The organism is Faecalibacterium sp. An192, assembly GCF_002160175.1.
Taxonomy (GTDB): Bacteria; Bacillota; Clostridia; order Oscillospirales; family Ruminococcaceae; genus Faecalibacterium.
In genome coordinates this window covers 39,114-63,792 of sequence record NZ_NFKB01000014.1, presented here as the reverse complement: position 1 = coordinate 63,792, position 24,679 = coordinate 39,114, and the positions used below count along the sequence as shown (strand labels likewise).

Annotated in this window: 30 protein-coding genes, 1 other RNA gene and 1 riboswitch; of the genes, 21 read left to right on the top strand and 10 right to left on the bottom strand. The window is 62.0% G+C overall.

Features of this window, described 5'->3' with window-relative positions; all coding sequences use genetic code 11:
• Positions 1–135: 135 nt before the first annotated feature.
• The 3 genes from B5F27_RS06490 to B5F27_RS06480 all read right to left on the bottom strand — a co-directional run bounded on the left by B5F27_RS06490 (position 136) and on the right by B5F27_RS06480 (position 1,334).
• Positions 136–330 carry a helix-turn-helix transcriptional regulator gene (locus tag B5F27_RS06490; RefSeq protein WP_087246149.1) on the bottom strand — a complete coding sequence of 65 codons (195 nt, stop codon included), beginning with the start codon at positions 328–330 and terminating at the stop codon, positions 136–138.
• Between the two features lie 6 nt (positions 331–336).
• Positions 337–663: a hypothetical protein gene (locus B5F27_RS06485; RefSeq protein ID WP_087365568.1), complete on the bottom strand. Its 327-nt coding sequence runs from the start codon at positions 661–663 to the stop codon at positions 337–339.
• A 134-nt stretch (positions 664–797) separates the two neighbouring features.
• Positions 798–1,334, bottom strand: a complete 537-nt coding sequence (locus B5F27_RS06480; RefSeq protein WP_087365566.1) for a GNAT family N-acetyltransferase — start codon at positions 1,332–1,334, stop codon at positions 798–800.
• Positions 1,335–1,489: 155 nt separating this feature from the next.
• Between B5F27_RS06480 and B5F27_RS06475 the strand changes: the two genes are divergently transcribed.
• On the top strand, positions 1,490–1,804 hold the full coding sequence (locus tag B5F27_RS06475; RefSeq protein WP_087365563.1) for a DUF6442 family protein: 315 nt from the start codon (positions 1,490–1,492) through the stop codon (positions 1,802–1,804).
• 58 nt (positions 1,805–1,862) lie between these two features.
• Here the strand turns inward: B5F27_RS06475 and B5F27_RS06470 are convergent, their stop codons facing one another.
• A complete protein-coding gene (locus B5F27_RS06470) occupies positions 1,863–2,309 on the bottom strand; it encodes a helix-turn-helix transcriptional regulator (RefSeq protein WP_087246156.1) in 447 nt (148 codons plus the stop codon).
• A 208-nt stretch (positions 2,310–2,517) separates the two neighbouring features.
• Here B5F27_RS06470 and B5F27_RS06465 point away from each other — a divergent pair, with 208 nt between their 5' ends.
• The 11 genes from B5F27_RS06465 (at position 2,518) to B5F27_RS06420 (ending at position 12,842) form a co-directional block, all read left to right on the top strand.
• Positions 2,518–3,291 (top strand): M23 family metallopeptidase, encoded by a 774-nt coding sequence (locus B5F27_RS06465; RefSeq protein ID WP_087365561.1) that lies wholly within the window; start codon positions 2,518–2,520, stop codon positions 3,289–3,291.
• Between the two features lie 122 nt (positions 3,292–3,413).
• Complete coding sequence (locus tag B5F27_RS06460; protein ID WP_087365559.1) at positions 3,414–4,685, top strand: NAD(P)/FAD-dependent oxidoreductase; 1,272 nt, start codon at positions 3,414–3,416, stop codon at positions 4,683–4,685.
• 30 nt (positions 4,686–4,715) lie between these two features.
• Positions 4,716–5,036, top strand: a complete 321-nt coding sequence (locus B5F27_RS06455; protein WP_087246162.1) for a putative heavy metal-binding protein — start codon at positions 4,716–4,718, stop codon at positions 5,034–5,036.
• Between the two features lie 60 nt (positions 5,037–5,096).
• Positions 5,097–5,768: a (d)CMP kinase gene (gene cmk, locus B5F27_RS06450; RefSeq protein WP_087246164.1), complete on the top strand. Its 672-nt coding sequence runs from the start codon at positions 5,097–5,099 to the stop codon at positions 5,766–5,768.
• Positions 5,768–6,409: a lysophospholipid acyltransferase family protein gene (locus B5F27_RS06445; protein ID WP_242956853.1), complete on the top strand. Its 642-nt coding sequence runs from the start codon at positions 5,768–5,770 to the stop codon at positions 6,407–6,409. Before cmk ends, B5F27_RS06445 begins: the two co-directional genes overlap by 1 nt.
• Positions 6,410–6,457: 48 nt before the next feature.
• Entirely contained in the window at positions 6,458–8,365 is a 1,908-nt protein-coding gene (locus B5F27_RS06440) for a bifunctional 4-hydroxy-3-methylbut-2-enyl diphosphate reductase/30S ribosomal protein S1 (RefSeq protein ID WP_087365556.1), read from the top strand.
• A 130-nt stretch (positions 8,366–8,495) separates the two neighbouring features.
• Positions 8,496–8,990 carry a GtrA family protein gene (locus tag B5F27_RS06435; RefSeq protein ID WP_242962114.1) on the top strand — a complete coding sequence of 165 codons (495 nt, stop codon included), beginning with the start codon at positions 8,496–8,498 and terminating at the stop codon, positions 8,988–8,990.
• A gap of 75 nt (positions 8,991–9,065) precedes the next feature.
• A complete protein-coding gene (locus tag B5F27_RS16930) occupies positions 9,066–9,206 on the top strand; it encodes a hypothetical protein (RefSeq protein WP_164488778.1) in 141 nt (46 codons plus the stop codon).
• A gap of 166 nt (positions 9,207–9,372) precedes the next feature.
• Positions 9,373–10,038 carry a deoxyribose-phosphate aldolase gene (deoC, locus tag B5F27_RS06430; RefSeq protein ID WP_087246170.1) on the top strand — a complete coding sequence of 222 codons (666 nt, stop codon included), beginning with the start codon at positions 9,373–9,375 and terminating at the stop codon, positions 10,036–10,038.
• Between the two features lie 93 nt (positions 10,039–10,131).
• A riboswitch (SAM riboswitch) is annotated at positions 10,132–10,230 on the top strand.
• A gap of 92 nt (positions 10,231–10,322) precedes the next feature.
• Positions 10,323–11,474 carry a methionine adenosyltransferase gene (gene metK / locus B5F27_RS06425; protein WP_087246172.1) on the top strand — a complete coding sequence of 384 codons (1,152 nt, stop codon included), beginning with the start codon at positions 10,323–10,325 and terminating at the stop codon, positions 11,472–11,474.
• Between the two features lie 207 nt (positions 11,475–11,681).
• Complete coding sequence (locus tag B5F27_RS06420) at positions 11,682–12,842, top strand: ribose-phosphate pyrophosphokinase (protein ID WP_087246174.1); 1,161 nt, start codon at positions 11,682–11,684, stop codon at positions 12,840–12,842.
• Positions 12,843–12,913: 71 nt separating this feature from the next.
• Here the strand turns inward: B5F27_RS06420 and B5F27_RS06415 are convergent, their stop codons facing one another.
• Positions 12,914–14,242, bottom strand: coding sequence for an MATE family efflux transporter (locus tag B5F27_RS06415; protein ID WP_087365554.1), 1,329 nt, complete (start codon positions 14,240–14,242; stop codon positions 12,914–12,916).
• Positions 14,243–14,281: 39 nt separating this feature from the next.
• A complete protein-coding gene (locus B5F27_RS06410; protein WP_087365549.1) occupies positions 14,282–15,190 on the bottom strand; it encodes a pyridoxal-phosphate dependent enzyme in 909 nt (302 codons plus the stop codon).
• Between the two features lie 209 nt (positions 15,191–15,399).
• On the opposite strand from B5F27_RS06410, the gene B5F27_RS06405 reads away from it, so the two are divergent.
• From B5F27_RS06405 to uvrC, 8 genes are all read left to right on the top strand, one after another.
• Positions 15,400–15,783 carry a sigma factor-like helix-turn-helix DNA-binding protein gene (locus tag B5F27_RS06405; protein WP_242956856.1) on the top strand — a complete coding sequence of 128 codons (384 nt, stop codon included), beginning with the start codon at positions 15,400–15,402 and terminating at the stop codon, positions 15,781–15,783.
• Positions 15,784–15,825: 42 nt separating this feature from the next.
• On the top strand, positions 15,826–17,166 hold the full coding sequence (ffh, locus tag B5F27_RS06400) for a signal recognition particle protein (RefSeq protein ID WP_087246180.1): 1,341 nt from the start codon (positions 15,826–15,828) through the stop codon (positions 17,164–17,166).
• Between the two features lie 105 nt (positions 17,167–17,271).
• Positions 17,272–17,514, top strand: coding sequence for a 30S ribosomal protein S16 (gene rpsP, locus B5F27_RS06395; RefSeq protein WP_087246182.1), 243 nt, complete (start codon positions 17,272–17,274; stop codon positions 17,512–17,514).
• Between the two features lie 15 nt (positions 17,515–17,529).
• Positions 17,530–17,763 (top strand): KH domain-containing protein, encoded by a 234-nt coding sequence (locus tag B5F27_RS06390; RefSeq protein WP_087246184.1) that lies wholly within the window; start codon positions 17,530–17,532, stop codon positions 17,761–17,763.
• Between the two features lie 67 nt (positions 17,764–17,830).
• On the top strand, positions 17,831–18,364 hold the full coding sequence (gene rimM, locus B5F27_RS06385) for a ribosome maturation factor RimM (RefSeq protein ID WP_087246185.1): 534 nt from the start codon (positions 17,831–17,833) through the stop codon (positions 18,362–18,364).
• Positions 18,365–18,366: 2 nt separating this feature from the next.
• Positions 18,367–19,212, top strand: a complete 846-nt coding sequence (trmD, locus tag B5F27_RS06380) for a tRNA (guanosine(37)-N1)-methyltransferase TrmD (protein ID WP_242962113.1) — start codon at positions 18,367–18,369, stop codon at positions 19,210–19,212.
• 238 nt (positions 19,213–19,450) lie between these two features.
• Positions 19,451–19,714, top strand: coding sequence for an HPr family phosphocarrier protein (locus B5F27_RS06375; protein WP_087246186.1), 264 nt, complete (start codon positions 19,451–19,453; stop codon positions 19,712–19,714).
• An 85-nt stretch (positions 19,715–19,799) separates the two neighbouring features.
• Positions 19,800–21,647 (top strand): excinuclease ABC subunit UvrC, encoded by a 1,848-nt coding sequence (gene uvrC, locus B5F27_RS06370; RefSeq protein ID WP_087365547.1) that lies wholly within the window; start codon positions 19,800–19,802, stop codon positions 21,645–21,647.
• 50 nt (positions 21,648–21,697) lie between these two features.
• On the opposite strand, the gene B5F27_RS06365 is transcribed toward uvrC, so the two are convergent.
• The 3 genes from B5F27_RS06365 to B5F27_RS06355 form a co-directional block, all read right to left on the bottom strand.
• Entirely contained in the window at positions 21,698–22,390 is a 693-nt protein-coding gene (locus B5F27_RS06365; protein ID WP_087365570.1) for a redoxin domain-containing protein, read from the bottom strand.
• Between the two features lie 330 nt (positions 22,391–22,720).
• Positions 22,721–22,925: non-coding RNA, 6S RNA (ssrS, locus tag B5F27_RS06360), on the bottom strand.
• Between the two features lie 31 nt (positions 22,926–22,956).
• Entirely contained in the window at positions 22,957–23,271 is a 315-nt protein-coding gene (locus B5F27_RS06355; protein WP_087246188.1) for a DUF1292 domain-containing protein, read from the bottom strand.
• 246 nt (positions 23,272–23,517) lie between these two features.
• Between B5F27_RS06355 and B5F27_RS06350 the strand changes: the two genes are divergently transcribed.
• Positions 23,518–24,237 (top strand): peptidylprolyl isomerase, encoded by a 720-nt coding sequence (locus B5F27_RS06350; RefSeq protein WP_087365544.1) that lies wholly within the window; start codon positions 23,518–23,520, stop codon positions 24,235–24,237.
• A gap of 3 nt (positions 24,238–24,240) precedes the next feature.
• On the opposite strand, the gene ruvX is transcribed toward B5F27_RS06350, so the two are convergent.
• Positions 24,241–24,672 (bottom strand): Holliday junction resolvase RuvX, encoded by a 432-nt coding sequence (ruvX, locus tag B5F27_RS06345; protein ID WP_087365542.1) that lies wholly within the window; start codon positions 24,670–24,672, stop codon positions 24,241–24,243.
• Positions 24,673–24,679: the final 7 nt, after the last annotated feature.

Sequence of the window (24,679 nt, the reverse complement as noted above, 5' to 3'; positions counted from 1 at the left end):
AAGACTGGCCTGGCTCCGCTCTCGCTTCGCCAGGCCAGTCTTTGATTCGTTTACTTCTACCCCTTGCAGGCCTCTTTTTTGTACTGTCCGCACAATATGGGGCGGTTCACGCCCAAAGGTGCGGGGGATGTTTGCTTATTCGTCCAGGAAAAAGACTTCGTCCACATGGAGTCCCAGCAGCCGGGCCAGTTTCATGGCCAGGGCCAGGGTGGGGTCGTATTTGTTGTTCTCGATGGCGATGATGGTCTGCCGGCTGACCCCCAGCATCTGGGCCAGATCTTCCTGCCGGAGGCCTGCCTGCTTGCGCAGCTGTTTGACGTTGTTCCGCATGGCCGTTTACACCCGCAGCAGCAGGACGCCCGCCGCCAGCACAAAGGCCCCCAGCGCGGCGGCTGCCCCCAGGACCTGGGCGGCCCGGTTGGGCTCCGGGGATTCCTCATCCCCGCGGACCATTTCCTGTTTGAACAAAATCTGCGAAATTCCCTGGACGCATACCGCCAGGCAGAGGATCAGCCCCGGCACCAGGTCGGGCGGCATTTTGTACAAAACAGCGTTGGCCCAGTTGGCGCAGGTGGACCCGGCCAGAGCGCCCAACACCACCTTATAGGCCAGCTCCTCGGCCCGAAGCTGGATACTGCGGTCCATTTCATCCATTTTCTTCATGGCAGATACCTCCTCTGGAATGTCAAATACTCTTTACATTTTCAGTATAGCAGACCGGGAGAAAATGTCAAGATGTTTTTACATTTTGGCTCGAAAAAAGCCCTGTGCCTTTTCCGCACAGGGGATGCAGGGGTTCAGCGGGCGGGATCGGTGGCCTGACGCAGTTCGGCTTCGGACTGCGGGGTGAGCCACTTGCCGAAGATCTGGGACTGGATTTTGGGGGCGTAGCCCAAATCCTGATACCCCAGTTTGCGCAGAAGGGCCCTGCTGGGCAGATTTTCCGCCTCAGTGAAGCAGATGAACTCCTGCTCGGGGAAGCGACTGTGCAGAAGTTCCAGCAGGGCGGACAGGGCCTCATAGGCATAGCCCCGCCGGTGGTGCCGGTAGGAAAAGGTATAGCCCAGAGAGATGGCCCCGTCCTGAGGCATCACCACAATTTCCCCGATCATTTCGCCGGTGTCCCGCAGGGCCACTGCCAGCAGGGCGGGCTGTTCCAGGCCAAGCACATCGCTGCGCCGGCGCTCCACCAGGGCGGCAATGCCCTCCCGGTCCCGGACCTGGCCCCGCTGGTAGCGGGCGCAAAGTTCGTTGTTGCGGTAATCGTACATGGTGTCTGTATCCTCCGGCGCAACATTGCGGAGAATCAGGCGCTGGGTGGTGAGAAAAACCATAGGCTCCTCCTCTCGTTTCTGTCAGTGTAGCACAGGCGGAAGCCGCTGTCCATCCGGCGCAAAGAAAACTTTGCAGAATCTATTGACAAGTAAACTTGTCTGTGCTATCCTGAATGTGCAAACAAAACTTGTCGTACCTGAGGGGAGGAGATCCAATGGACAAAGAAGAAATTTTGGCCAAGAGCCGGCAGGAAAACCGCAACGGCGACGAGCGGGACCGGGAGATTGCGTCCAGGTCCGCTCTGGTGGGCTTTCTGGGAATGTCGGCGGCCTATGTGGTGATGCTGCTGCTGGAAGTATTTTTGAAGGGCCGCACGGGCTACAACCTGATCGTTCTGTTCTCGGTGTTTCTGGCCACCAGCGGCGTCAGCCGCTACCGGATGAGCGGGAGCAAAATCTATCTGTTCGCCGCTGCCTGCTGGATTCTCAGCGCGGTGGTCTGGTTCGTCCTCTATCTGTGGAGAGGCTGAGAGCTGCTTTTATAAGGAAAAACCCCTGCTTTCCGGGACGGACGGCAGGGGTTTTGGGTTATTTCTTGTTCCAGGTGTGGCCCAGAATGTCTTTCAGCACCAGCATGGCGTCCAGCTGGTTGTAGCCGTACCGCTCCTGGAGGCTGTCCAGCAGCTGATGCAGCCGGGCGGCGTAGTCCGCCACGTCCACCGTCTCCTGATAGGTGTTCAGAACCGGGTACTTTTTGCCCCAGACGGCGGTCCAGTTCACTTTCTGCTGCTTCTCCTCGCTGATGCTGTCGATGGCCTGCTGGATTTCCTGCACGTCGGGGTCCAGCTCGATCAGCTCGTCCAGGGTCATGTGATACAGTACCGCCAGCTTTTTGGCCTGACGGATGTCGGGCAGCGTCTCGTCCAGCTCCCACTTGGAGATGGTCTGGCGGCTGACCCCCAGTTTGGCGGCCACGTCCTCCTGGGACAGGCCGCTCTTTTTCCGGGCTTTGAAAAGATTGTTTCCTAAACGCATGGCGCTCGCCTCCTTTTTTGCACCATTATAAAAGAGGGTGTGGAAAATGTCCACCAACGCCGCCTGCCATTTCCGCCCGTTTTCCTGACTTGGCATCGGCCGCATTTTATCCCCGGAAAGTTGGCCTTTGGGTGAATATTCGGGCGGGAAGTGTCTCAAACTAAGGGCAACACCCGTACACAGGTTTCAACCGAAGGAGAATCAAACGATGGAGCATATCAGGAATTTTCTGCGGGGCAAGGGCTTTGTGCTGGCCCTGCTGGCCTGCGTGGCGGCGGCTGCAGCCGTCGGCGTGTGGGCCGTGCGGACGGTCCGGGATCAGATGGCCGAGGATCTGGGCAAAAACCCCAGCCAGAGCATCACCGGGGAGGAGACCTTCCCCGGCATTGACCCCGAAATCCAACAGGACACGGAGGAACAGCTATGGGAACAGGAATCCACCAGCGCGGCCCAGTCGGTGGCCGACGTGCCCGAATCCAGCTCGTCTGGCGCATCCTCTGGTGCATCGTCTGGATCTGGTTCGGTGTCCGAACCTTCCGAGCTGCAAACCGAATCGCCCATTGCCAGCGCATCAGCCGGCTCGGGCTATACGCGGCCTGTCTCTGGTCAGGTGCTCGCCGTCTGGAGCGGGGACGAGCTGGTCTATAACGAGACCCTGGGCGACTGGCGCACCCACAACGGCACCGACTACGCCTGCAAGGCAGGGGAGGACGTGCTGGCCCCGGTGGCCGGCACCGTCGAGAGCCTGACCGCGGAGGGCAACTGGGGCGTGGTGGCCTCCATCCGTGACGCCGAGGGCCGTCTGTGGCGGATCTCGGCCCTGGAGGACGCCGCCGTCCGGCAGGGCGACGCCGTCACCTCCGGCCAGAAGCTGGGCCAGGCCGGCACCATCACCGGCGAGAGCGCCCTGGAATCCCATATCCATCTGGAAGTGCTGGATGGAGACAAATATCTGGACCCTGTCAAGCTGATCGGCAGCTGACAGCATCATGGAACGGCAGGCGCTGCGGCGTCCTGCCGCTCCTTTTTTTCGCGATTGCTTTTGCGGCCCGATTCTGGTATTATTAAAAAGTACGGAATCTGACGAAAAAGGGGCGTTCATCCATGGCAGAAGTTCTGATCGTGGGGGCGGGCGCGGCGGGCCTGATGGCCGCCGGCGCCGCTGCACGGCGGGGGCACAGCGTGACGGTGCTGGAGCACACCGACAAGCCGGGACAGAAAATTCTGGTCACCGGCAAGGGCCGGTGCAACCTCACCAACGACTGCGACGAGGAGGAATTTCTGCGCCATGTGCGCACCAACGGGCGGTTTTTGTATTCCTCCCTCTATGCCTTCCCGCCCGCCAAAACTATGGAATTGTTTGAGAGCCTGGGGGTCGCCCTCAAGGTGGAGCGGGGACGCCGGGTGTTCCCAGTGTCGGACAAGGCCGCCGAGGTGCGGCAGGCCCTGCTGGACTATGCCGCGGGGGCAAAGATCCTCCACGACGGGGCTGAGGCCCTGCTGCTGGAACCGCTGGACCCGCCCGCTCCCTCCGCCGACGGCAAAAAGCCCAAGAAGGGCCCCGCCTGCCGCTGTCTGGGCGTCAAGGGAACTTCGGGCAGGATCTACCGGGCGGACTGCGTCCTGGTGGCCACCGGCGGCATGAGCTACCCGGTCACCGGGTCCACCGGCGACGGCTACCGGCTGGCCCGTCAGGCGGGCCACACCATTGTGGAACCGGTGCCCAGCCTGGTGAGCCTGGTTTCCCGGGACCCCGACTGCAAAAAGATGATGGGCCTGGCCCTCAAAAACGTGAAGCTCACCCTTTTTGAGGACAACAAGGCCATTTTCAGCGAACAGGGCGAGATGCTGTTCACCCATTTCGGCATCAGCGGGCCCTTGACCCTCAGCGCATCCAGCCATCTGGGGGATATGAAAAAACACCGCTATCATGTGGAAATTGACTTGAAGCCTGCTCTCAGCGAGGAGCAGCTGTATGACCGCATCACCCGGGACTTTGCCCTGCTGGCCAACCACGCGGCCCAGGGGGCCCTGGTGAAGCTGCTGCCGGCCAGCATGCAGCCGGTGATGGTGGAGCGGTGGGGCATCGACCCCGCCACCCGGGCCAACCAGATCACCCGGGAACAGAAGCGGGAACTGGTGCGTCTGTGCAAGCACTGGACCGTTTCGGTGGACCAGCGGGGCGATTTGGCCCACGCGGTCATCACGTCGGGAGGCGTATCGGTGCGGGAGGTGGACCCCCGCACCATGGAGAGCAAAAAAGCCGCGAACCTCTATTTCGCGGGGGAAGTGCTGGACGTGGACGCCTACACCGGCGGGTACAACCTGCAAATCGCCTTCTGCACCGGGCAGGCCTTCGCGGCCAACCTGGACTGAGGCGCTTTGACATAAAGGAGGTAACAACCTATGATTATTACGACGACACCGTCCGTGGAGGGAATGCGGATTGTGGAATACAAGGGAATTGTCTGCGGCGAGGTGATCTCGGGCGTCAACTTCATCCGGGATATCGCTGCATCCTTCACCAACTTTTTGGGCGGCCGGTCGGGCAGCTATGAAGACGAGCTGATCCAGGCCCGCCAGAACGCTCTGGCCGAAATGCAGGAGCGGGCGTCCGCCATGGGCGCCAACGCCATTGTGGGGGTGGACATCGACTATGAGGTCCTGGGCACCGACAATGGGATGCTGATGGTCACAGCCAGCGGCACGGCTGTGGTCCTGGGGTAAAAACGAAAAAAGTTTCAGGCGGCGGGAATGTTCCGCCTGCCGGAAGGAGAATATAGAAGTATGATATCGGTTGCGATCGACGGTCCTGCCGGGGCGGGCAAATCCACCCTGGCCCGGCAGCTGGCCCGGGACCTGGGATATATTTATGTGGACACCGGCGCCATGTACCGGTCGGTGGGGCTGTACGCCCTGCGGGCCGGGCAGGACCCTGCCGACCAGGCGGCGGTCAACCGGCTGCTGCCCGAAATTCAGCTGCGTCTGGCTGTGCTGGACGGCGAACAGCATATTTATTTGAATGACGAGGACGTCAGCGGCCTGATCCGCACCGAACAGGTGGGGATGGCCGCCTCGGCTGTGGGTGCAAATCCCACAGTGCGGGCCTTCCTGCTGGATCTCCAGCGCAATATGGCCAAGACCGGGAACATCCTGATGGACGGCCGGGACATCGGCACGGTGATCCTGCCCAACGCCACCGTCAAGATCTTCCTGACCGCCAGCCCCGAGGCCCGGGCACGCCGCCGCTGGCTGGAATACCAGCAGGCCGGCCGCAGCGAGAGCTTTGAGGAAGTGCTGGCCGACGTCAAGCGCCGGGACGAACAGGACGGCAGCCGCGCCGCGGCGCCCCTGCGTCAGGCCGAGGACGCCGTCCTGCTGGACACCTCGGACATGGACCTGGCCCAGAGCCTGGACGCCATGAAACAAATCATCAAAGAGCGTGTGGGGGAAATGTGATGCTGTATCCTATCCTTCTGTCGGGGGCATGGGTGATTTTTCATCTCCTGTTCCGCATCCAGGTGATCGGACGGGAAAACCTGAAAAAAATCCAGTCGGCCGGCTTCATCCTGGCGCCCACTCATATCTCGGCCATTGACCCGGTGTTCGTCGCCATTGCCCGGTTCTGGGGCAAGCGGATGGTGGTCTTTGGCAAAAAGGAACTGTTTGAGATCAACCCGGTGGTCACCTGGTTCCTCAAGCAGTGCGGATGTGTGATGGTCCGCGGCACCAAGGACGAGATGGAAACCCTCCAGAACACCATTGAAGAGTGCAAAAAGGGCCGCGGCCTGCTGCTGTTCCCCGAGGGAACCCGCGAAAAAGAGGGCAAGCTGATCCAGCCCAAGAGCGGAATGTTTGTGGTGGCGGCGGGAGCCGGCACCGACGTGATCCCCTGCCGGGTGCTGTACGGCACCCCCGACGGACACATGCGTCTGTTCTGCCGGGTGCGGGTGGTCTTTGGGGAGCCCATGCCGGCCGCCCAGTTCGCCATGGAGAGCCGCCGCGACATCAAGACCCTGCGGGCCAACAAGCAGGCCCTGACCGATGCCTGGATTGACCTGGGCCAGCGGTATGGATTTGATGGCGCTGCCTCTGCATAAATTCACCCGCAGTGCGCATACTGACATTATGTCCGGAGGAACCGCGCTATGGAAATACGTTTGGCTAAGACGGCCGGCTTCTGCTTTGGAGTGGACCGGGCCGTCCAGCTGACCTGCCGCCTGCTGGATGCAGGAGAAAAGGTGGCCACCCTGGGCCCCCTGATCCACAATCCCCAGGTGGTGGCGGACCTGGAGCGCCGGGGCGCCAAGGTGGTCCAGGCCCCCGGGGATGTGCCCCCGGGATACCAGGTGGTTATCCGCAGCCACGGGGTGCCCCAGAGCGTCTACGATGAACTGACAGCCCTGGGCGTGTCCTGGCAGGACGCCACCTGCCCCTTTGTCGCCAAGATCCACGCCATCGCCCGGCGGGCCGAACAGGAGGGGGTCTGCCTGGCTGTGGCCGGCGACCGGACCCATCCGGAGGTCCAGGGAATCGTCGGGCATACCCGTGGGGAGTCTTTCGTCTTTGCAGATTTGGCCGAATTGAAGGGCTGGAAGGGCCCTGAAAATCCCGAAAAACGGATGTTTGTGGTTGCTCAGACCACATTTCAAGCAACAAAATGGGAAGAATGTTCGGAGTTTCTGAAAAAAGCCTATACAAACGCCGAAATTTTTGATACAATATGTAATGCGACGTGGGCGAGGCAACAGGAAGCGGAAGACCTCAGCCGTCAGTGCGACCTTGTGGTCGTGATTGGCGGTCATCATTCTTCTAATACCCAGAAGCTAGTCGCAGTCGCCGCAAAACATACGCGGGCCGTTACGGTTGAAACAGCAAGCGAGCTTCAGCCCGAGTGGTTTGCAGATGTGAGGACGGCGGGCGTGACAGCAGGGGCTTCAACGCCATCGTCTATTATTGAGGAGGTACTTAACAGTATGACAGAAATCAATGACAGCATGAGCTTCGAGGAGATGCTGAACGCATCCGAGGAAAAACGTGTTCATGCAGGCAGTATTGTGAAAGGAGTCGTGACCAGCATTTCCGCCAACGAGATCCAGGTCGACATCGGCGCAAAGCAGACCGGTTTTGTCCGTCTGAGCGAGCTGACCGACGACTCCTCCGCAAAGGTCGAGGACCTGGTCAAGGTTGGCGATGAGCTGGACCTCATCGTCGAGAAGGTTATGGATCAGGATGGCGTCATCCAGCTCTCCCGCAAGAAGCTTGCCTCGCGCAAGGGCATGGAAGAGATCGCCAAGGCTGCTGAGTCCGGCGAGGTCGTCGAGGGCGACGTCACCGAGTACAACAAGGGCGGCGTTGTGGTCAACGTCAAGGGCGTGAAGGTCTTTGTGCCCCGCTCTCAGGCCACCATGCGCCGTGACGAGGACTACACCGCTCTGGTGGGCAAGCACGTCCGCCTGGTCGTTACCGAGTGCTCCGGCCGCAAGATCGTGGGCAGCATCAACAAGGTCACCGCTGAGGAGAACAAGGCCCGCCGTGAGGAGTTCTGGGCCAGCGTCGAGATCGGCAAGACCTACACCGGCGTGGTCAAGAGCCTGACCTCTTACGGCGCCTTCGTCGATATCGGCGGTGTTGACGGCCTGTGCCACATCAGCGAGCTGAGCTGGAACCGCATCAAGCATCCCTCCGAGGTCGTCAGCGTGGGCGACTCCATCGAGGTGTATGTGAAGGATATCGACCAGGAGAACCACAAGGTTTCTCTGGGCTACAAGAAGAGCGAGGACAACCCCTGGGAGCAGCTGCGCAACAACTACCCCGTGGGCAGCACCTTCCACGCTCCGGTTGTGTCTCTGACCAAGTTCGGCGCCTTTGTCCGCATCCTGCCCGGCGTGGACGGCCTGGTCCACATCAGCGAGATCAGCAATGATCGCGTGGAGAAGGTCTCCGACGTGCTGAAGGTCGGCGACATGGTGGACGTCAAGCTGCTGGATGTCGACTTCGACAAGAAGCGCATCAGCCTGTCCATGAAGGCTCTGCTGAAGGAAGACGAGCAGTAATCTGCCTTTTCTGACACTGTGAAAAAACTACCCCGTTGCCGGTTCAAGGCGGCGGGGTGTTTTTGGTAACTGGGGCTTTTGTGAAAAAGCTGTGTCCGGCCTGGCCGGGCACAGGACAGGTTGGGACGGTATGGCTGCTGTAAAAAAGATTCTGGCCGCGGCCCGCGCCCACGGCGAGGCGCTGCGGTATTTGGTGTTCGGCGTGCTGACCACCCTGCTGAATATGGTGCTGTACGGGCTGTTTCAGGCCCTGTTCGGCTATGCCGCGGCCAACAGCTGGGGCAATGTGCTGGACAATATTCTCTGCATCCTCTTTGCCTACGGGACCAACCGGCGGTTTGTCTTTGCCAGCCGGACCCGTGGCCGGGACGCCGCGGTGGAGTTCGGCCGGTTTGTGGCCTGCCGTCTGGGCACCATGGTGCTGGACGCTGTCATCATGATTGTGGGCGGCAACTGGTTGGCCGCCCCGGGCCAGGGGCTGGTGCTGGCTGTGCTGGGCCGCTGGCTGGACCCTGCCGGAGCCCTCGCCCTCTGGGGCCTGGGGGTCAAGGCGTTTTCCAATGTGCTGGTCATCGTGCTGAATTATCTGTTCAACAAGCTGCTGATCTTCAAAAAGCGGGCCTGAGCCCGCGGGACCGGCAGCGGCAACATAGAATCCCCGGGGCTGCCCCCGGGAACCATCCAACGGAGGTAAACGAATATGGTGCACGGATTGAAAGGCTTTGGTTTTCTGGTTTCCGGCCTGGTGCTGGGAATCATCGGCGCCGTGGCTTCGGTGACCGCCATCGCCCTGAGCGGCGTGGGCATCGGCCTGGTGAAGAAAGCCAAAAAGCAGCACTGAGCGCCCCGGCGCATCCAGGCTGCCCCACACCCTGCCGTCGGGCAGGGGATCAGGAGGACCGCACCAAGGCGCGGCTTCTCCCGGAACGTTCCGGCAAGCCGGGCGCCCGGCCCTGCGGCCCCGCCTGGCCTTGCCGGTTTTTTACATCATAAACGGAGGATCTGCAATGGATCGCAAGGAAATTCTGTCCCACGTGGACCACACGCTCCTCAAGCCCGAGGCCACCTGGCCCCAGATTCAGGCCCTGTGTGACGAGGCCATCGAGTATGGCTGCGCATCGGTCTGCATCAACACCTGCTATGTGAAGCAGGCCGCCGACTACATGGCCGGCCGCTGCAAGGTCTGCTGTGTGGTGGGCTTCCCTCTGGGCGCCATGGACACCGCATCCAAGGCCTTTGAGGCCCGCACCGCCATCGCCAACGGCGCTTCGGAAGTGGATATGGTCATCAACATCGGCCGCCTGAAGAACGGCGAGTACGACGCCGTCCGGGAGGACATCCGTGCCGTCAAGGAGGCCGTGGGGGACAAGGTGCTGAAGGTCATCATTGAGACCTGCCTGCTGACCGACGACGAAAAGCGGAAGATGTGCGACATCGTCTGCGAGGCCGGCGCCGACTATATCAAGACCAGCACCGGCTTCTCCACCGCCGGCGCCACTTTTGAGGATGTGGCCCTGATGGTGGAAGGGGTGGCCGGCCGCTGCAAGGTCAAGGCCGCCGGCGGCATCTCCACCGTGGAGGACATGGAGAAATTCCTGGCCCTGGGCGCCGACCGGCTGGGCACCAGCCGCGCCATCAAGCTCATCAAGGGCGAGGAGGCCAAGGGGTACTGAGCAATATTGGCAGACTGTATAAAAAGTCTGACTACCTTCTTGACAATCTGACGAAGGAATGCTACAATATCCCCTGCAACAAAATGAATACCGTGCTTATCAAGAGCGGCTGAGGGGACAGGCCCTGTGAAGCCCGACAACCTGCGCGTGTGCGTAAGGTGCCAAATCCTGCGGGAAACCGGAAGATAAGAGTGAGACACTCGGAGCCTTCGGGTTCCGGGTGTCTTTTTGTTTGAAACGTTTGAAGATACAGGAATGTTTGATTGTACAGGAGGCAAGATTTTATGGCAAGACATCTTTTCACATCCGAGTCGGTCACCGAAGGGCATCCCGACAAAATCTGCGACCAGATTTCGGACGCCATTCTGGATGAGATCCTGACCCAGGACCCCGACGCCCGCGTGGCCTGCGAGACCTGCGTGTCCACCGGTCTGGTCCACATCATGGGCGAGATCACCACCAGCTGCTATGTGGATTTCCAGAAGCTGGTCCGCGAGGTGGTGGCCGACATCGGCTACACCCGCGCCAAGTACGGCTTTGACGCCGATACCTGCGCCGTCATCTCCAACATCGACGGCCAGAGCCCCGACATTGCGCTGGGCACCAACGACGAGGTGGGCGGCGCCGGCGACCAGGGCATGATGTTCGGCTACGCCTGCGACGAGACCCCCGAGCTGATGCCTCTGCCCATCAGCCTGGCTCACAAGCTGGCCCGCCGCCTGACCGAAGTGCGCAAGAGCGGCGAGATGGACTACCTGCGTCCCGACGGCAAGAGCCAGGTGACGGTGGAATACGAGGGCGACCGCCCTGTCCGCGTGGATACGGTGGTCATCTCCACCCAGCACCGGGAAGACGTGTCCATGGACGCCCTGCGGGCCGACGTGATGGAGAAGGTGATCCGTGCCGTCATCCCCGCCGAGCTGCTGGACGAGCAGACCAAGTATTTCATCAACCCCACCGGCCGCTTTGTCATCGGCGGTCCCCAGGGTGACAGCGGTCTGACCGGCCGCAAGATCATTGTGGACACCTACGGCGGCTATGCCCGCCACGGCGGCGGCGCCTTCTCGGGCAAGGACCCCAGCAAGGTGGACCGCAGCGCTGCCTACGCCGCCCGCTGGGTGGCCAAGAACGTGGTGGCTGCCGGTCTGGCACGCCGCTGCGAGGTGCAGCTGGCCTACGCCATCGGCGTGGCCAAGCCGGTTTCCATCATGGTGGATACCTTCGGCACCGGCATCGTTTCGGACGACAAGATCGAAGCTGCGGTGGAAAAGGTCTTTGACCTGACCCCCGCCGCCATCATCCGGGATCTGGATCTGCGCAAGCCCATCTACCGCAAGCTGGCCGCTTACGGCCACATGGGCCGTGAGGACCTGGGCGTCCGCTGGGAGGATACCGACCGCGCCGCCGCTCTGAAAGAGGCTCTGGCTGGCTTGTAAGAATAAGTTGACTTAAAATCGGACGCAGGATTTTGTCAATAAATGATAGAGCAGGGCTGATTTTAGGATAACTGCTGTGCAAGGCGCAGAATTTTGTAAATCCTGCTGGCGGGACGGCTAAAATGTGATAAAATGAAGACGGCATGATCCTTTTTCGTATGAAATAGGCATAACACTGGTAAAGAGGAATTAAAGGAGCCGTAAACAATGTCCAATGTGATCGAAGCCAAAGATATCTTTGCTCAGGGCGGCAGCGTTGCAGACCTGCGTCTGCTGTGCTGCCCCGGTGCGGAAGAGCTGACCAACCTGATTGACCGCCACCTGATGCGGTGGGCTGCGGAGAGCGGAGAGACAGAGCCCAAGAGCTTTATCATTCCCTGCGAGTGCCCCCGTTTCCAGAGCGGCGATGCCAAGGGCATGGTCAAGGATTCGGTGCGGGGCGATGATATCTTCATCGTGGTGGACCCCGGCAACTACAGCGTCACTTATAAACTGTTCGGGTACGAGAACCATATGTCCCCGGACGATCACTTCTCCAACCTGAAGCGTCTGATCCAGGCTGTGGCAGGCAAGGCACACCGTGTGTCGGTCATTATGCCCAGCCTGTACGGCGGCCGTCAGCACCGCCGCGAGGTTCGTGAGAGCCTCGACTGCGCTGTGGCTCTGCAGGAGCTGCAGAACATGGGCGTCAAGAACATCATCACCTTTGATGCACACGACCCCCGCGTCCAGAACGCCGTCCCCCTGCTGAGCTTTGACAACGCCATGCCCACCTACCAGGTTCTCAAGAGCCTGCTGCGGAAGATGCCGGACCTGTCCTTCGACAAGAACGACTTCATGGTGGTCAGCCCCGACGAGGGCGCCATGAGCCGGAACATGTACTTCTCCAGCGTTCTGGGCTGCAACCTGGGCATGTTCTACAAGCGCCGCGACTACACCACCGTGGTCAATGGCCGCAACCCCATCGTGGCTCACGAGTACCTGGGTGAGTCGGTGGAAGGCAAGACCGTCTTTGTGGCCGACGACATCGTGGCCTCGGGCGACAGCATGCTGGAAGTGGCCCGCGAGCTGAAGAAGCGCGGCGCTGCCCGCATCATTGCAGACGCCACCTTCCCCCTGTTCACCTCCGGCCTGGGCAAGTTTGACGCCGCCGTGGAGGAGGGCGTCCTGGACTTCATGGTGGGCACCAACCTGACCTACCGCAAGCCCGAGCTGCTCCAGCGCGACTGGTACCTGGATGTGGATGTGTCGAAGTATGCGGCTTACTTCGTCCTGGCTCTGAACCACGACATCTCGGTTTCCGCCATTGCAGATCCCATCCGCAAGATCGAGGCTCTGCTGGCTAGCCACGCTCAGCAAAAGCAGTAAGCGTTTCTGTAAAGAATCAAAAAAGCGGTCCCTGTCCGTTTGGGCAGGGGCCGCTTTTTGATGCAGTGGGGTCAGAATTCTTTGTTTTTCATCAGGCGGAACAGCAGGGGCAGCTCGTAGATCAGCATGCACACCCAGCCCACCCCGTAGCTCCAGGGCAGGGCCTCGATGTCCATATGGAACACCAGCACCAGCAGGGCCGCGGCGGCCACCCGGCCGCCCATGTTCAGCAGGCTGCTGTTGAGGGTGATCTGCAGCTTGCCGATGCCCCGGAATCCGCCCTGGATGCCGTTGGTGGCGGAGGGGAACAGGTAGAACAGGGACACCAGCCGCAGGAACCGCACGCCCAGGTCCACCACCTCGGGGTCATCCGCAAAGAGCCGGATGATGGGGTCGGCCCCGAAAAAGCAGACCGCCATAATCAGCAGGCCGTACACCGCCTCGATCCGCATCCCGGCCAGAAAGCCTTTCCGCACCCGGTCGCTGTTGCCGGCGCCCCGGTTCTGGGCCATCAGGGTGGTCATGGCGTGGCCGATGTTCTGCTGGGGGGTGTAGGCGAAGTCGTCCACCCGGCTGGCCGCCGTAAAGGCCGCCATGGCGCTGACGCCCATGGTGTTCACCACCGCCTGCACCGCCAGCTTGCCCAGCTGGACGGTGCCCTGCTGCATGGCGGTGGTCCAGCCATAGGAGACGGTCTGGCGCAGGAGAGAGGGCTCAAACACCAGCCACTTTTTCCCCAGCCGGAGCACCGGCACCCGGATCTGGATGTAGACGGCGCAGCACAGACAGCACAGCGCCTCGCTGGCCACGGTGGAGAGGGCGGCGCCCTCCACCCCCCAGCCCATGACCGCAATGCAGAACAGATCCCCGAAGATATTCAGGACGGCGCTCAGCATCAGGAAATAGAGGGCGCTCTGGCTGTCTCCCAGAGCCCGCAGGGTGGCGGCCAGGAAGTTATAGAAAAAGGTGAAGATCAGTCCGGCGAACACCACCCGCAGATAGCTGGAGGCGATGGGCAGCACTTCGGCGGGAACCTGCATCAGCTGCAGCAGAGGGGTGGCCAGCAGGATGCACAGCAGGGAAAAGGCCAGGGAGAAGACACCGCCCGCAATGGCGGTGGTGGAGACCTGTTTTTCCAGCCGGCCGTAATCCCCGGCGCCGAAGGCGGTGCTGACCAGAATGCCGGCGCCCAGGCACATCCCGTTGATGAACAGGATGGCCAGGGTCATGAGGGGATTGGAGGTGCCCACGGCGGCCAGGGCGTCCTCGCCCACCAGCTGGCCCACAATCACGCTGTCGGCGGCGTTGTAGGTGAGCTGAAACAGGTTGCCCAGCACCAGGGGGACGGTGAATCGTACCAGCTGCGGGGTGATGGGCCCGCTGGTCATGTTTTGTGTCATGAAAAAACAACGCTTCTTTCTGATTGGAATAGGAAAAGGTTACAGGAGGCTGGCCCGGCCCGGGATGAGGCAGAGGGCAGACCGGCTGCGCCCCTCGGCCAGAAATCGGGCCGCCGCGGCCAGGGCTGCGCCCCCGCTGACCGATGCCGGCACCGCGTCGGTCAAAAGGACGGTGCGGGCTGCCCGGGCGGCGTCGGCGCTGGAGATGGCGGCGATCTTGTCCACCACATAGGGGTTGTAGTTCTCGGGGATGAGGCCGTAGCCGATGTCGGGGATGCCGTGGGGTCCCAGCAGCCCGCCCCCCAGGGCCTGGCATTCGTAGGGCTCCACCGCCACCATCTGGACATCGTTGGTCCAGGCCTTGACGCATTCTCCCACGCCGGTGATGGTGCCGCCGCTGCCCACCCCGATGAACACCGCATCCACCAGGCTGCTGCCCTCCCGGGCGATGGACTCCACAATGGCGGGGCCGGTGACCCGGCGGTGGTATTCGGGGTTATCGTCGCAGGCCAGCCAGTCGGTGTAGTACCAGTCCCGCTTTTGGGCCCAGCCGGCCGCCAGGGCCCGGGCTCCGGCGGGGCCTTCCCGGGCGGGGGAAAAGAGCAGCTGCGCCCCCAGCCCCGACAGAAGTTCCTGGCGGGCGGCGGTGGTGTTGTCGGGCATGGCCAGACAGACCGGGTGCCCGCTGGTGCGGCCCGCCAGGGTCAGGGCCGCCGCAAAGGCGCCGCTGCCCGCTTCGATCAGGGTCTGGCCGGGGGCCAGCACCTGACGCTGGGCCGCCAGCGCCAGCATCCCTTCCGCCAGGCCGTCCCGGGCGGTGCCGGTGGGGCCGCCGTAGTCCAGACAGGCGTACAGCCTGCCCGGCAGGCCGCAGGCCGAGGCATAGCCCCGCAGCTCCACCATGGGCCCGGGGGCAAGGGTGCGGTAGATGTTGGGGTAGAGGGTCATGGGTGCGCCTCCTTTCGCGCTTTTCTGTTATCGTATCGCAAAGCCGCCGGAACGTCAAGTATACATGGCATTCCGGCGGCCCTGCGGAAAAATTCTCCTTATTTCACAAAAAAGTTGACCGCATTTTGTTGACAGGGCGGGCCAAGTCTGGTATAATCAGATGGGTCCGTAAAGCAAAATGCCTTTACAAAAGCGCTGGAGGGAGAGCGGTGGCGAAAAATCTGGAGATGGGCTACCTGCTGGACTTCTACGGTGAGGTCCTCACCGAGAAACAGCGCGAAATGCTGTACCAGTACTATCACGATGACTTGTCCCTGAGCGAAATCGGGGAGAACTTCGGGATCACCCGCCAGGGTGCCCGGGACGCCATCAAACACGGTGAAAACACCCTGCTGGAGCTGGAAAGCAAGGTGGGGTTCGCGGCCCGGTACCGCAGGGTACAGCAGACGCTGGAAGAGCTGGAACAGCTGGTCATCGATGCACGGTTCGAGTGCACGGGACCCCACGCCCGGCTGACCAGCAGCGAGTACCTGAAAGTTTTGAATAAAATCCTCTCCATGCTGCGCTCCATCGACGAGGTCAACGAGAGCTGACCGGGCGGCGCGCGGAATTTTTGATAGAAAGGACTGCCCAACATGGCATTTGAATCCCTGACCGACCGCCTGGCCGGCGTGTTCAAAAAGCTGAAGGGCCACGGCAAACTGACCGAGGCCGACATCAAGGCCGCCATGCGGGAGGTCCGCATGGCTCTGCTGGAGGCCGACGTCAACTATAAGGTGGCCAAGGACTTCTGCAACAAGGTGGCAGAGCGGGCCATGGGCCAGGAGGTCATGGAAAGCCTGACCCCGGCCCAGCAGGTGGTCAAGATCGTCAACGAAGAGCTGACCAACCTGATGGGCGGCGAGGAAGCCCCCCGCCTGGTCATCAAAAACAAGGGCCAGACCGTCCTGATGCTCTGCGGCCTGCAGGGCAACGGCAAAACCACCCACGCCGCCAAGCTGGCGAAATATTATCTCAAGCAGGGCCGGCGTCCGCTGCTGGTGGCCTGCGATATCTACCGTCCCGCCGCCATCGACCAGTTGAAGGTGGTGGGCGAGCAGGCCGGCGCCCAGGTGTTCACCCTGGACGGCGCCAAGCCCCCCGAGATTGCCCGCAAGGCCCTGGCTCACGCCCGGGACTACGGCAACGACATTGTGATCCTGGATACCGCCGGCCGTCTGCAGATCGACGAGGTCCTGATGGAGGAGCTGGTCCAGATCAAGCAGGCTGTGCCTGTGGACGAGACCCTGCTGGTGGTGGACGCCATGGCCGGCCAGGACGCGGTAAACGTGGCCCAGACCTTCAATGAGAAGGTGGGGGTGGACGGCATCATCCTGACCAAGACCGACGGCGATACCCGCGGCGGCGCAGCCCTGTCGGTGCTGGCCGTCACCGGCAAGCCCATCAAGTTCCAGGGCACCGGCGAAAAGCTGGACGACCTGGAGCCCTTCCATCCGTCCCGGATGGCCAGCCGCATCCTGGGCATGGGCGACGTGCTCAGCCTCATCGAAAAGGCCCAGGAGGCCGCCGATGAGAAGCTGGCCGAGGAAACCGCCCGCCGGATGATGGAGAACAAGTTCGACATGAACGACCTGCTGGCCCAGTTCGCCCAGATCCGCAAGATGGGCGGCGCGTCCGCCATGCTGAGCATGCTGCCCGGCGGCGCCAATCTGGATGCCGGCCAGGTGGATGAAAAGGCCTTCGCCCAGATCGAGGCCATCATCTACTCCATGACCAAGGAGGAGCGGGAAAAGCCCTCCATCATCAACCCCAAGCGCAAGCGCCGCATCGCGGCCGGCAGCGGTACCCGCGTCGAGGACGTCAACCGCCTGCTGCGCCAGTACGAGATGATGCAGAAGCTGATGAAGCAGATGCGCAAGAGCCCCAAGGGCTTTGCGCGGAAGCTGGGCGGCATGCTGGGCGGCCTGCGCGGCTGAGAAATTTTTTAAGGTACAAATCCAACCGCTCCGGCGGGATGGTTTTGGCATAGAAACAAACCGCCCCACCGGGCGAACAAATTCCATTTCAGGAGGAAATGTATCATGGCAGTTAAGATTCGTCTGCGCCGCATGGGCGCTAAGAAGGCTCCCTTCTATCGTGTGGTTGTGGCTGACAGCCGCTTCCCCCGCGACGGCCGTTTCATCGAGGAGATCGGCACCTACGATCCCATGCGTGACCCCGCCGTCATCAAGATCGACGCTGAGAAGGCCAAGGCTTGGATCGCCAACGGCGCCCAGCCCACCGACACCGTCCGTTACCTGCTCAAGAAGTCCGAGATTCTGTAAGCGGAGGGCGGTCACATGCAGGAGCTGTTGCTGACTGTAGCCCGCGGCCTCGTGGAGGACAAGGACGCCGTCACCGTAACGGTGGACCCCCCGCGTGAGGACGGCACCGTCGTCTACCACCTGAGCGTGGCAGAGGGCGACATGGGCCGTGTCATCGGCAAGCAGGGCCGCATCGCCAAGGCCATTCGCGTGGTCATGCGCGCCGCCGCCGTGCGGGTTGATGAAAAGATCCTTGTCGAGATCGACTGAACCGCTTTCTGGGCCGTCCGCCGCTTTGGCCGGATGGCTCTTTTTCATTGTGATAAAAGGAGAAGCTATGCAGCAGTATCTGGAAGCCGGCCGGGTGGTCACCACCCATGGCGTCAGGGGCGAGGTCAAGATGGAGCTGTGGTGCGACGGGGTGGACTTCCTCCGCCCGGCCCCCCGGCTGTATCTGTCCCCGGCAGGGGGCCGCAGCCTGGAACTTGAGAGCATCCGCCCCCAGGGCCAGATGGCCCTGGTGAAGTTCGCCGGGGTGGACGACATGGACGCCGCCCGCGCCCTGCGGGGCCAGGCCCTCTATTTTGACCGCAACGACGTCCATCTGGCCCCCGGCCGCTGGTATGTGGCCGACCTCATCGGCTGCGAAGTGCGGGACGCCGACACCGGCAAGGTCTACGGCGTGGTGACCAGCGTGGACCGCCCCGGCCCCCAGGATATCTATACCGTCAAGGCCCCCAACGGGAAGGAATATATGTTCCCCGGGGTGGACGCCTTTTTGAAAGAGCGGAACCCGCCCGAGGGCTATATCACCGTGACGCCCATTCCCGGCCTGCTGGATGACGGCGCCGCAAGCGAGCGGGAGGACTGACCATGGGGATGCGTGTGGACATTGCGACCCTGTTCCCGGAGATGTGCCAGCGGGTGCTGGATGAAAGCATCCTGGGCCGGGCCGCCCGCAGAGGGTATATCGAGACCCACTGCCACCAGATTCGGGACTACACCCTCAACCGCCAGAAGCAGACCGACGACTACCCCTACGGGGGCGGCTGCGGCATGGTGCTCTATGCCCAGCCCATCGCCGACTGCATCCGGGAGATTCAGCGCCAGGTGGCCGAACAGGGCCGCCCCGCGCCCCATATTGTGTTTATGACGGCCGGCGGCCCCCGGTACACCGAGGAACACGCCCGCCGCCTGGCCCAGTACGACAGCCTGCTGCTGGTCTGCGGCCACTATGAGGGCATTGACGAGCGGGTCATCGAGGCCTTTGCCGACGAGGAACTGTCCATCGGGGACTATATCCTCACCGGCGGCGAGCTGGCCAGCCTGGTGGTGGCGGACAGCGTCCTCCGGCTTCAGCCGGGGGTGCTGGCCGAGCAGAAGGGCTATGAGGAGGAGAGCTACTGGAACGGCCTGCTGGAATATCCCCAGTACACCCGCCCTGAGGTGTGGGAAGGCCGTGCCGTGCCCCCCATCCTCCTGAGCGGCAACCACAAGGCGGTGGAAGACTGGCGGGGCGAACAGAGCCGCCAGCGCACCAAAGAGCGCCGTCCCGACCTGTGGGAGGCCTATCTGGCGGCGGGCGGCTGGGACGGCACGCCGCTGCCCAAAAAGCCCTCCCGCCACCGCAAGAAAAAGCCGGTTTCTCCGGCCCCCGAGGCCCCCGCAGGGGCGGAAATCCCCGCCGAAACCGCCCCCGATTCCCCCCAGGAAACCTGACCCCGGGGGCCGCAGGACCTGGATGTGTTGAAAACTTTTGTATGCACATCCAATAGAGACGGATTTATTTTGGGAAAAAAGTACAATTTGCAAAAAATGTCCCCGATCGGATTGGGAAAACCGCCAAAATTGCAAAAAAGGCTGTACAACGTTCGTCCCTTGCGATACAATAATACAAGACAGCAGGTGTAATGCATTGCATCCATTCCAATACGACAATAGATAGGAGCGTTTTACTATGTATGTAAAAGAAGTTACCGTTGAGAATCAGGTCGGTCTGCATGCACGCCCCGCCACCTTCTTCATCCAGAAGGCCAATGAGTTTAAGTCTTCAATCTGGGTCGAGAAGGAAGAGCGCCGTGTGAATGCAAAGAGCCTGCTGGGCGTGCTCTCTCTGGGCATCGTGGGCGGCACCAGCATCCGCATCATTGCGGACGGCGCCGATGAGCAGGCTGCGGTCGATGCGCTGATCAAGCTGGTGGAGTCTGGCTTCGCAGAATAACCACAGCGAACATTGGGTATACGTTGGGGCGGACGGATGTTCCGCCCTTTTTGTTTTTGGTTTTTGACACAGGAGAGGTGACACCATGACCAAGGCCGAGCTGTACCAGAAAGCCTGTATGCTGCCGCTGCTGCCGGGGGTGTATATCATCCGGGACAAGGCGGATGAGATCATCTATATCGGCAAGGCCAAGCGGCTGCGGATTCGGGTCAGCCAGTATTTCCGGGAAGGGGTTCCCCACGACAACAAGGTCACCCAGATGATCGCCCATGCCTTCAGCTTTGACGTGATTGTCTGCCAGAGCGAGTTTGAAGCCCTGGTGCTGGAGGCCAGCCAGATCAAGGCCCACACCCCCAAATACAACATCCTGCTCAAGGACGGCAAGGGCTACTCCTATGTCAAGATCACCAAAGAGGAGTGGCCCCGCCTCTCCTTTGCCCTTCAGAAGGACGACGACGGGGCGGAGTATATCGGGCCCTACACCTCCAGCTTTGCGGCCCGGGAGATGGCCGAGAGCGCCATGGACGCCTTTCTGCTGCCCCGGTGCAACCGGCGGTTTCCCCAGGATATCGGGAAGGGGCGGCCCTGCCTCAACGCCCATATCGGCAAGTGCATGGGGGTGTGCAGCGGCAAAATCCGCTGTGAGGACTACAACCAGGCCGTCAAGGGAGCCATCCACCTGATCCGCTATGGCAAAAAGGACATCATCAAGACCCTCACCCGGCGGATGGAAGAGGCCTCCGAGCGTCTGGAATTTGAGACGGCGGCCCTGCTGCGGGACCAGATCGCCGCCATCACCAAGGTCACCGAGGGCCAGAAAGTGGTGGTGGATGAAAGCCTGGAGATGGACGTGGTGGCCCTGGCCGGCACTCCGGACAGCGCCTGTGTGGCGGTGCTGCGGTACCGTCAGGGGCGGCTGACCGACAAGCGGGAGTTTGTCTTTCACGACCGGTCGGACCTGGAGGAAATCCGGGAGGAGTTTCTGCCCCGGTACTACCTGGACGACGAGGAAATCCCCAAGGTCATCGCGGTGGACGCCCTGCCGGCGGATGCCGACGCCCTGCGCCAGGCCCTGAGCGAAAAGCGGGGCAGCGAGGTGCAGCTGTATGAACCCCAGAGGGGCGACAAGGCCCGGCTGGTGGAGATGGCCCATACCAACGCGGTGGAGCGCCTGGCCCGGGAGCGGGGCCGCACGGCCCGGGAACAGAAACTGCTGGACGAGCTGGCCCAGGTGCTGGGCCTGCCCGAGGCCCCCAAGCGGATCGAGAGCTACGATATTTCCAACTGGGGCGACGGGACCAGCGTCTGCGGCATGGTGGTCTTTCGGGACGGCAAGCCCAGCAAGGCCGACTATCGCCGGTTCAAGATGCGGACGGTGGCGGGCACCGATGACTACGCCTCTCTGGCCGAGACGGTGTCCCGGCGGGCAGGGGAGTATGTAGCCCGCACCGCGGCGGGGGAGACCACCGGCTTTGCCGAAAAGCCCGACCTGCTGCTGATGGACGGCGGCCGGGGCCAGGTAAACGCCGCCAAGGAGGCCCTGCTGGGAACTCCGCTGGCGGATGTGCCCCTCTATGGCATGGTGAAGGACAATCACCACCGGACCCGGGCCATTGTGGACGGGGAAGGCCAGGAAATCGCCATCAACATGAACCGGGGCACCTTCACCTTCATCACCAACATTCAGGATGAAACCCACCGCTTCGCCAACGCCTACCGCAAACAGCAGATGCGCCAGAAGAGCTATTCCTCCACCCTGGTGCAGATCCCGGGGGTGGGGCCCAAGCTGGCCAAGGCCCTGATGAACCAGTTCGGCAGCGTGGGGGCGGTGCGGGCCGCAGAACCCGAGGCCCTGGCCCAGACCCCCGGCGTGGGGGACAAGCTGGCGGCCGAGATTTACGCCTGGTTCCGGCGGGAGGAAGCCGGCGAATAAACGGACAAAAAGAAAGCGGGCTCCCTGGGGTCAGGGGGCTCGCTTTTGGTTTAGTCGAACAGTTTGCCGATGGCGTCCTCCTCCTCGGACAGGTCCCCGGCCAGATCGGGCAGGGTGAGGGTTTCGTCCGAGTGGGGGCCGGCTTTGGGTTTGGCGGGGGCGCTGTCCTCCTCCGCCGCCTGGGCCTGGGCCCGGCGGGTCAGCTCGCAGACCTCGTCGCAGAGGGTGTAGATGGCCCCGCAGTCCCCCGGCATGTCGGTGAGGTTGCGGCCGTAGTGGGTGAACAGGATGGCCCCTTCCGGGCCCACCACCAGGGTCAGGGGGAGAAGCTGGGGCGCCTTGCGGTCGTAGGGCTGGTTTTTGGCCTGGGCGCTGCGGAGAATCCGCTGGGCCTCAAAACTCCAGTTCAGCAGGCCGGCGGTCTCCACTCCCATGAAGTTGTACAGCACGCCGGGCCGGTCGCAGATGAGGGTGAAGGGCAGGTCCCGCCCTTCCAGGGTCTGGGCCACGTGCTGGGGGCTGCTGCGGACCACGCAGGCCAGTTTGATCCCCTTCAGGTCCTTCAGACTCTGGACGTAGCGGGTGATGTAGGCCCGGGTGATGGGGTGGTCAAAGGCGGGCAGAAAGATCATCACCAGCGGTTTTTCCCCGCCGCACAGGTCAAAAAAATCGTTGCCCGGCGACGAGGGGGTGTCGTAGGTGAAACGGGGGATCGAGGTACCGGCCAGATGATCGGTCCGCATGATGCACACATCCTTTCCTGCTTTTTCATTTTTCAAAAAAGCCTTTCCGGCGCATCGCGGAAAACTTCTCGGCGCCGTCACCTCCGGCAGGGCCGCACCGCGGAACCCTGCGCGTGACGGGGCGCGTATGACTTCTCAGATACACCCAGGAAAAACCCAAATCCGTCCGGCCGTGCACGGGAAAAGGGAGATTGTGCAAGCCGGGTCCAACCGCAAGGAATGCCGGCGAAAGGGGAGTGTGTTCCCCTCATCCACCGCCCGCAGCCGCCGCAAAGCCGCGGACAGATAACAAAAAAAGCCGGAACAACAGTTCCGGCTGTATGCCTAAAAAAGAATCCCGCCCGGTCGTCTGCGGATGAATCAAACCTACCCTTACGGACAGGTGGGTGCCCTGCCAATGGTTTCATGCTCCCGCATCGAGCCTCCAGGGTGGACCCTGACGGGGCGGTCTGCAATCCCCCACCGGACTCCAGGCTCCCGATGGATGATTAGTAGGATCATATATTCCGCAACAAGTCGTGCCGGGCAGGATTACTGCCGGGTTGGGGGCCGGCCCGGTGGAGGGCTCAGCCGATGTCGAAGCTGTCGCTCAGACGCTTCTCAAACAGAGCGCCGACTTCCATCAAGGTTTCGTCGTCGTCCACCACGTCGAGGTACTCGCCGTCGGCGTCCTCGCCGACGCTGAGGATCACCAGCTGGGCGTCCTCGTCGATGTCCTCTTCGTTCTCAACATATTCCACGACGGCCAGATAATGGACGCCCTTGTGGTCCAGCGCATCAATCACCTCAAAGGTAATTTCGTTGCCGTTCTCGTCCTCGAGGGTCATCAGGTCGGGCTCGTATTCGTTCTCAGCCCCGGGGGTCTTCATTTCCTCAGCCATCGTTCCAAACTCCAGTCTATGAATGCACATCTGGGACCGTTGTGCGGTCCCCGTCCTGCATATAGTGTAGCGTTTTTTGGCCGCCTCGTCAAGATGGTAAATCATGAAAAACGGTTTTTTGCAGTTTTCACACAAGTGCCCTCGCGCCGGGGGGCGTTCTGTGGTATACTGAACATTAAACAGCCGGTGCAGATCCGGCCTTGTCCATGGGCTGCATGGTACATGATATGACGCAAGGAGAAAAGTATGTCTGGTAAATGGAAACGGGCCGCGCTGGCCCTTGTTTTGGTGCTGGGTCTGAGCCTGGCGGGCTGCCAGAAGGGCAGCTCCGGCCCGGCCGGGGGCGGGATCAAACGCCCCGAGACCATCGAATCCGCCGAGCTTCAGTTCACCCATCCGGTGTCGGGGGATACGGTGGCGGTGTTCGATACGTCCGCCGGGGTGTTCCGGGCGGTGCTCTTCCCTGAGGAAGCCCCCCAAGCCTGCGCCAATTTTGTGGGCCTGGTCCAGGCCGGGTACTACAACGGCCTGACGGTGACCCGGGTGGAGTCGGGCTTTGTGGTGGAGGCCGGGCAGGACGCTGCCGGCGGTTCCACCACCATCTGGAACGGCAATGGCTACCCGCCGGAATACACCGACAAGCTCCACCACTATTCGGGGGCCCTGTGCGCCGCCATGACCGACGCCGGGGAGGGCGGCAGCGTCTTTTATGTGGTCCAGACCGCCCCCGGCATGGAGCAGGAGCTGCTGGACCAGATGACGGCCCAGGGCTGGCGCCAGGAGATCATCGACGCCTATACCGCTGCCGGCGGTGCGCCCTATCTGGACTACACCGACACGGTGTTCGGCCAGGTGTATGAGGGGATGGAGGTGGTGGACGCCATCGGCGCTGCCGCCGTGGACGAAAACCAGGTCCCCGCCGAGGCCATCACCATCAACAGCGTCACCCTGGAAACCTGTCCGTAAATCTTATTCCTCGCCGGGGTGGTTTTTCCGCCAGGCCAGGTAATTTTCCAGAATCACCGAGGCGCTCACCGAGTCCAGAATGGCCTTCCGCTTTTTGCCGAAGGTGCCGCTCTCGCTCAGGAAACCGGCGGCGGTGATGGTGGTCTGGCGCTCGTCCCACATCCGGACGTGCAGGCCGCTCATCTCTGCCACCATGTCCCCCAGCTTGCGGCTTTTCTGGGCCCGGGCTCCCTCGGTGCCGTCCATATTCCGCGGCAGGCCGATGACAATCAGCCCGGCGCGGTTTTCTTTGGCCGCCTCGCAGATTTTGGCCGCCACTTTGACCATGGCCTTTTCTTCGATCTGGGGCTTGATGGGGGTGGCCAGGATTTCGCTGGGGTCGCAGACCGCCAGCCCGGTGCGGCTGTCGCCGTAATCAACTGCTAAAATTTTCATCGGAACG

Coding starts and splice junctions, on each gene's coding strand:
- B5F27_RS06420 (WP_087246174.1), top strand. CDS start 11,682: ATGTCCAATGTGATCGAAGCCAAAGATATCTTTGCTCAGGGCGGCAGC.
- B5F27_RS06455 (WP_087246162.1), top strand. CDS start 4,716: ATGATTATTACGACGACACCGTCCGTGGAGGGAATGCGGATTGTGGAA.
- B5F27_RS06465 (WP_087365561.1), top strand. CDS start 2,518: ATGGAGCATATCAGGAATTTTCTGCGGGGCAAGGGCTTTGTGCTGGCC.
- cmk (WP_087246164.1), top strand. CDS start 5,097: ATGATATCGGTTGCGATCGACGGTCCTGCCGGGGCGGGCAAATCCACC.
- B5F27_RS06415 (WP_087365554.1), bottom strand. CDS start 14,242: ATGACACAAAACATGACCAGCGGGCCCATCACCCCGCAGCTGGTACGA.
- B5F27_RS06365 (WP_087365570.1), bottom strand. CDS start 22,390: ATGCGGACCGATCATCTGGCCGGTACCTCGATCCCCCGTTTCACCTAC.
- B5F27_RS06445 (WP_242956853.1), top strand. CDS start 5,768: ATGCTGTATCCTATCCTTCTGTCGGGGGCATGGGTGATTTTTCATCTC.
- B5F27_RS06355 (WP_087246188.1), bottom strand. CDS start 23,271: ATGGCTGAGGAAATGAAGACCCCCGGGGCTGAGAACGAATACGAGCCC.
- B5F27_RS06350 (WP_087365544.1), top strand. CDS start 23,518: ATGTCTGGTAAATGGAAACGGGCCGCGCTGGCCCTTGTTTTGGTGCTG.
- B5F27_RS06480 (WP_087365566.1), bottom strand. CDS start 1,334: ATGGTTTTTCTCACCACCCAGCGCCTGATTCTCCGCAATGTTGCGCCG.
- B5F27_RS06410 (WP_087365549.1), bottom strand. CDS start 15,190: ATGACCCTCTACCCCAACATCTACCGCACCCTTGCCCCCGGGCCCATG.
- B5F27_RS06470 (WP_087246156.1), bottom strand. CDS start 2,309: ATGCGTTTAGGAAACAATCTTTTCAAAGCCCGGAAAAAGAGCGGCCTG.
- B5F27_RS06390 (WP_087246184.1), top strand. CDS start 17,530: ATGCAGGAGCTGTTGCTGACTGTAGCCCGCGGCCTCGTGGAGGACAAG.
- rimM (WP_087246185.1), top strand. CDS start 17,831: ATGCAGCAGTATCTGGAAGCCGGCCGGGTGGTCACCACCCATGGCGTC.
- B5F27_RS06435 (WP_242962114.1), top strand. CDS start 8,496: ATGGCTGCTGTAAAAAAGATTCTGGCCGCGGCCCGCGCCCACGGCGAG.
- metK (WP_087246172.1), top strand. CDS start 10,323: ATGGCAAGACATCTTTTCACATCCGAGTCGGTCACCGAAGGGCATCCC.
- deoC (WP_087246170.1), top strand. CDS start 9,373: ATGGATCGCAAGGAAATTCTGTCCCACGTGGACCACACGCTCCTCAAG.
- B5F27_RS06485 (WP_087365568.1), bottom strand. CDS start 663: ATGAAGAAAATGGATGAAATGGACCGCAGTATCCAGCTTCGGGCCGAG.
- trmD (WP_242962113.1), top strand. CDS start 18,367: ATGGGGATGCGTGTGGACATTGCGACCCTGTTCCCGGAGATGTGCCAG.
- B5F27_RS16930 (WP_164488778.1), top strand. CDS start 9,066: ATGGTGCACGGATTGAAAGGCTTTGGTTTTCTGGTTTCCGGCCTGGTG.
- rpsP (WP_087246182.1), top strand. CDS start 17,272: ATGGCAGTTAAGATTCGTCTGCGCCGCATGGGCGCTAAGAAGGCTCCC.
- B5F27_RS06440 (WP_087365556.1), top strand. CDS start 6,458: ATGGAAATACGTTTGGCTAAGACGGCCGGCTTCTGCTTTGGAGTGGAC.
- ruvX (WP_087365542.1), bottom strand. CDS start 24,672: ATGAAAATTTTAGCAGTTGATTACGGCGACAGCCGCACCGGGCTGGCG.
- B5F27_RS06460 (WP_087365559.1), top strand. CDS start 3,414: ATGGCAGAAGTTCTGATCGTGGGGGCGGGCGCGGCGGGCCTGATGGCC.
- B5F27_RS06375 (WP_087246186.1), top strand. CDS start 19,451: ATGTATGTAAAAGAAGTTACCGTTGAGAATCAGGTCGGTCTGCATGCA.
- ffh (WP_087246180.1), top strand. CDS start 15,826: ATGGCATTTGAATCCCTGACCGACCGCCTGGCCGGCGTGTTCAAAAAG.
- uvrC (WP_087365547.1), top strand. CDS start 19,800: ATGACCAAGGCCGAGCTGTACCAGAAAGCCTGTATGCTGCCGCTGCTG.
- B5F27_RS06475 (WP_087365563.1), top strand. CDS start 1,490: ATGGACAAAGAAGAAATTTTGGCCAAGAGCCGGCAGGAAAACCGCAAC.
- B5F27_RS06490 (WP_087246149.1), bottom strand. CDS start 330: ATGCGGAACAACGTCAAACAGCTGCGCAAGCAGGCAGGCCTCCGGCAG.